The organism is Micromonospora sp. NPDC005197 (assembly GCF_040608295.1).
Classification (GTDB): domain Bacteria; phylum Actinomycetota; class Actinomycetes; order Mycobacteriales; family Micromonosporaceae; genus Micromonospora.
This window is the reverse complement of the sequence record NZ_JBEXHY010000233.1, coordinates 1-4070: the sequence shown is the minus strand read 5'-3', so window position 1 is coordinate 4070 and position 4070 is coordinate 1. Positions and strand designations below refer to the sequence as shown.

Annotated in this window: 4 protein-coding genes; 2 read left to right on the top strand and 2 right to left on the bottom strand. The window is 68.3% G+C overall.

Annotated features, from left to right (window positions below):
* Together ABZU46_RS31270 and ABZU46_RS31265 are read right to left on the bottom strand one after the other, a co-directional pair.
* Window positions 1-194: hypothetical protein (locus ABZU46_RS31270; protein ID WP_354863296.1), on the bottom strand; the 194-nt coding region annotated here is incomplete at its 3' end.
* 25 nt (window positions 195-219) lie between these two features.
* Window positions 220-1323: an ABC transporter substrate-binding protein gene (locus tag ABZU46_RS31265; RefSeq protein ID WP_354863295.1), complete on the bottom strand. Its 1104-nt coding sequence runs from the start codon at window positions 1321-1323 to the stop codon at window positions 220-222.
* 299 nt (window positions 1324-1622) lie between these two features.
* Here ABZU46_RS31265 and ABZU46_RS31260 point away from each other — a divergent pair, with 299 nt between their 5' ends.
* Window positions 1623-2366 (top strand): GntR family transcriptional regulator, encoded by a 744-nt coding sequence (locus ABZU46_RS31260; protein WP_354863294.1) that lies wholly within the window; start codon window positions 1623-1625, stop codon window positions 2364-2366.
* Window positions 2367-2724: 358 nt separating this feature from the next.
* A partial coding sequence (locus tag ABZU46_RS31255; RefSeq protein WP_354863293.1) for a beta-1,3-glucanase family protein occupies window positions 2725-4070 on the top strand: 1346 nt, incomplete at its 3' end.

The following is a 4070-nucleotide window of genomic DNA, read 5'->3' as shown; positions in this document are numbered from 1 at the left end:
CCGGCGCCGGCGCGCCCCACGCCCCCCCCCCCCCCCCCGCCGCGCCCCCCGCCCCCCACGCCGGTGAGCGCCCGGGTACGTCCGTACGTCCTGGTCACCTGCCGTGCGGTGACGACCGGCTGGGCCGGTGTGGCCTCCCGGTCGCCCGCCGGCGGGGCCGCGAGCGACCCCACCGGCAGGTTGTCGACGTGCATGATCCGCTCCTTTGGGATGTCCCGGTCAGCCGGCGGCCGTCGGGATCGGCGGCTGGACCGGCGCGCCACCGGTCTTCACGGCCTCGACCTGCTTGCGGAAGAGGTCCTGGGTCCACGGCCAGGCGGCGTACTCGTCGGGCTTGAGCGCGCCGGCCCAGGCGGCCACGTCCTTCTGCTCCACCAGCACGATCGGGAAGGTCAGTTCCTTCGGGATGTCCTTGCCGTCGAGCAGGTCGATCGCCTCCCAGAGGGCGGCCACCGACTGGCCCGGGTCGGACATGACCGCGACCGAGCCGTTGTCGAGCTTGCTGTCCTGCCAGTACTTCAGCGCGCGGCCGTTGGTCTCGAAGGTGAGCGCCGGGATCGGCTTGCCGGCCGTGGTGAAGGCCTGGGCGACGCCGTAGCCGTCGCCGCAGCCGATGACGCCGTCCACCTTCGGCACGCTGGACAGCACGCCGAGCACGGCCTTCTGCGCCTTGGCGCCGTCGCACATCCCGTTGACGGTCGCGGCGACCTTGACATCCGGGTTGGCGGCCAGGATCTCCTGCGTGGTCTTGTACATCTCCTCCTCGGGCTGGGAGCCGACCACGCCGCGGCTGACGATGACCGTTCCCTTGCCGCCGATGCCCTTGACCAGCGGCTCGGCTGCGGCCGTCGCCCAGTCCTTGAAGCTGTTGAGCAGCACGTGGGCGCAGGGGGCGTCGATCGCTGAGTCGAAGACCACGACCTTGATGCCGGCGTCGCAGGCCTGCTGGATGACCGGTTTGAGCGCGGTCGGCGAGGCCGGGTCGATGAGCAGGGCGTCCGGCTTCTGCAGCAGCAGGCTCTTGATCTGGGCGACCTGCTCGGTGGCCGAGTTCTCGCCGGGGGCGTTGACGACCTTGAACTTGCCGATCAGCCCGTCGCTCTGCGCCTTGGCGGCGGAGGCCTCGAACTTGGCGATCATCGTCTGCCGCCAGCCGTTGCCGATGAAGCCGTTGCTGAGCGCGATGAACGGCTTGTCGCCGCCTGCGCTCCCTCCGCCGTCGTTCGAGCCGGAGCCGCAACCGGACGCCGTTACCGCGATTGCGGCCGCGAGCGAGGCTGACGCTGCGGCGCGCCAGCGCCGGGATGTGTGGTGGACGCGCATGGTGGGGGCCTCCAGGAAGAGCGGCCCCGCCGGAGCGGGACACGGTGTGCGCAGGTTGCCTGGCCACCACGGGGGTGGGGCGAGGTCCAGTTATTACAGACCTGTAGTGACAGGTGCGCTAGATCTGCGTTAAGAACGTGTTGCACGTCACAGTGTTTCTGGTAACAGGGGCGTAACGACCAGGGGATTTCCCGACGGTGGTTCCCGCCATCCGCGATCCCGCCTCAGAATTCCGAGCAACCTGTAACGACAGCATTGCCGGCATGGCATGCTGTACGCGATCGATGAGAAGGGGATCCATGACGATGACCTACCGGCGGTTGACCCGTGACGGGGGCGAACCGCTGTGGATGCAGCTGATGCGAGCGCTGCGCAGTCAGATCGAGTCAGGTGAGGTCGGCCCGGACCAGCCGCTGCCCTCCGAGGCGGAGTTGAGCGACATCTTCGGCGTCTCTCGGACCGTGGTGCGGGAAGCGCTGCGTGAGCTCGTCCAGCAGCGGATGATCTACAAGGTCAAAGGGCGGGGCGCCTTCGTCGCTCCACGTAAGACGGAGCTGCACTTCGTCGGCTCGGTGTCCGGATCCGCGCACGATCTGCGGGAGGCCGGCCGCAGGGTGGCCACCCACACGATCAGCCAGAGCCTCGGCGAGGCGGACCAGCGCGAAGCCGAGCTGCTGCAGATCCCGCACGGCGAGCAGGTCGTACGGATGCGCAGACTCCGACGGGTCGATGGACAGCCGTGGCTGCTCGTCGATACCGCTCTGCCGGCCCGCCTGGTGCCCGGCCTGGAGCGCGCCGTGCTCGAGAACCAGTCGCTGTACGACGTGCTGCGACGCCGCTACGGGCTGGAGGCCGCCGCAGCCGACCGTTGGATCGAAGCGGTCTTCCCGGAGCCCGACGACGCCGCGCTGCTCGAGGTGGCGACCTCAACGCCTCTGCTCGGCATCGAATCCGTGGCCTGGTTGCCCGACGGCACCCGTTTCGAGGCCTACTACGCGTTGCACCGCAGTGACCAGACCCGGTTCTTCGTGGGCATCCGCTGAACCCTGGGGTTCAACCCAGAGTGCCTGACCGCCGAGCCGGCCCGGGGCGCCGACACCGAGAGGGTGGGCCGTCCACGATGCCCGCCCGTTGACGCTGCCTCATGGTGCTCCCGGGTTATCTGGGACCTGATGACCTCCGAATCACAGGCAACAAAGTTAACGATTGCTGTTGACTTTGCCATCGATGATTATCAGGCTGTGAGAGCGCTCTCTCGGACTCGTCCTGGCCGTCAGGACGGGCCAGGCCGATGTCAGGAGGTTCCGGTTGAACAAGAGCTTGTCGATGCTAGGCCGCCTCAGGGTGGCTCTCGGCGCCGCTGCGGCGGTCCTTGTCACCGCTGTTCCGATGGTCACCGTCATGCCGCAGCCGGCCGACGCGGTGGGGCCTGATGTCCTACCCGTCACCGTCACGAACAACTCCGGCCGCGGCGAGGCCGTGTTCCTCTACATCCTGGGGCAGGATATCCGCCCCGGCGGCCGGCTCGGCTACGTCAATGCCGCCGGACAGTTCTCGGCCTGGCCCGCTGGTGGCCTGCCACCGACCCCCGCGCCGGACGTCGCGATCTCGGGCCCAGGCAATGGAGGCAGCGTCACCGTACGCGTCCCGCGGTTCATCTCGGGTCGGATCTATTTCTCCTTCGGCCGGAAGTTGGACCTCCGTCTCAGCCCCGACGGGCTTGTCCAACCCGCTCCGTGGGCCGGCGGTGACCCGAACCGGGACATCCTGTTCGACTGGTCCGAGTTCACCTACAACGACTCGGGTCTGTGGCTGAACAGTTCCCAGGTGGACATGTTCGCCGTCCCGCACGGCGTGAGCGTCACCGGTGCCGACGGACAGACGATCCGCACCGGCGACCCGGTCGCCAACGGCCGGGAGAACGTGATCAACCAGATCCGGGCCAACGGCGACTTCGCCCGTTCCGTGTACACCCGCTCCGACGGCACCGTCCTGCGGGTCCTCGCGCCCGGCAAGGCGATGGACGCCGGCCTGATGAGCCCGAACTACCTGGACGGATACATCACCTCGGCGTGGAACGCCTACACGGGCCGAACCCTCACCGTCGTGCCCCGGGTCAACGAGCCGAACCGGCGGTTCTTCGGCCGGACCAACGGCAACACCATGGTCTTCACCGACTCTGCCGGCGCTCAGGTCGCCACGGTGGCCAAGCCCAGCACGGCCAACGTCTGGGGCTGCGACGGGGTGTTCAACGCCCCGAACACGCCACCGTTCATCGAGCCGGAGATAAAGCGGACGCTGTGCACGGCGCTGAACCGAGGCACCCTGGGCACCTCGTCGCAGGAGCCGGTGCTGGATGCGAACCAGTTCTACCGCAACAGCTCGCCCAACCACTACTCGCGGATCGTCCACGCGAACATGGCCGACGGCAAGGCGTACGGCTTCGCCTACGACGACGTCGGTGGCTTCGAGTCGCTGGTGCACCATGGTGACCCCCGCTCGGCGGCGATCATCCTCTCGCCGTTCACCGGCGGCAACCCGCCGCCCACCACGCCGCCCCCGGCCACCGACTCCAGCCGGATCGTCAGCAACTGGCACAACAAGTGCATCGACGTACCGAACTGGAACTTCAGCGATGGTCAACGCCTGATTGTCTGGAACTGCACCGACGGCACGAACCAGCGCTGGGAGTTTGTCGGCGGCACGTTGCGTACCCAGAACAACAAGTGCATGGACGTGGCCTGGGG